Consider the following 582-nt stretch of genomic DNA (forward strand, 5'->3'; position numbering starts at 1 on the left):
ATTATCTCGCCACGGTCGTTTATCACTATATGCAGCTTGAATCCGTAGAACCATCCCATCGTACACTTGCCCTTGGCCGCCCATCCCTTCATCGTCCTGTGGCTGTGCGCACGCTTTATATTGCATGACTTCAACGGTGTGGAGTCGATAATGGATATTCCAGTACATTTACCCAACGCACATGTCTGCAGGAACAGCAAAAGATGGAGCCCTACCTTAGCCTGGCGTTCTACGAAGCGGTTGTACGACAGGCGGTGTGGAAACTCCTTGCGCATGTGGTTACATACATAACCGAGGTAGAAAGACTTGAGGTCTCGGTGGCGCATGATATGAAACAGTACGAGAATGGTCATCACCTCGCTGTCGGACATGAGGCATGGGCGGTTGCGGCGACGTTTGCCGCAGATGTCCAGCGTGTGTTTTTTCAGTTCGGGAGCAAAATATTTGCAGAATTCATCGAGAATACAGAAAATTTCTATTATATTTGCATCAGTCATGGGAATGAATATTTTTATGTAACTTATTGATTATCAACTATAAAGGTACTAAAAATATCTCATTCCCACAACTTTTTCAATCGTT

General features: G+C 45.2%; 1 protein-coding gene. It reads right to left on the reverse strand.

The window, feature by feature from the left end:
- A partial coding sequence (locus tag H6A34_RS15670) for a transposase (RefSeq protein ID WP_275955212.1) occupies positions 1-497 on the reverse strand: 497 nt, incomplete at its 3' end.
- Positions 498-582 lie beyond the last annotated feature (85 nt).

The organism is Marseilla massiliensis (genome assembly GCF_016899855.1).
Classification (GTDB): Bacteria; Bacteroidota; Bacteroidia; order Bacteroidales; family Bacteroidaceae; genus Prevotella.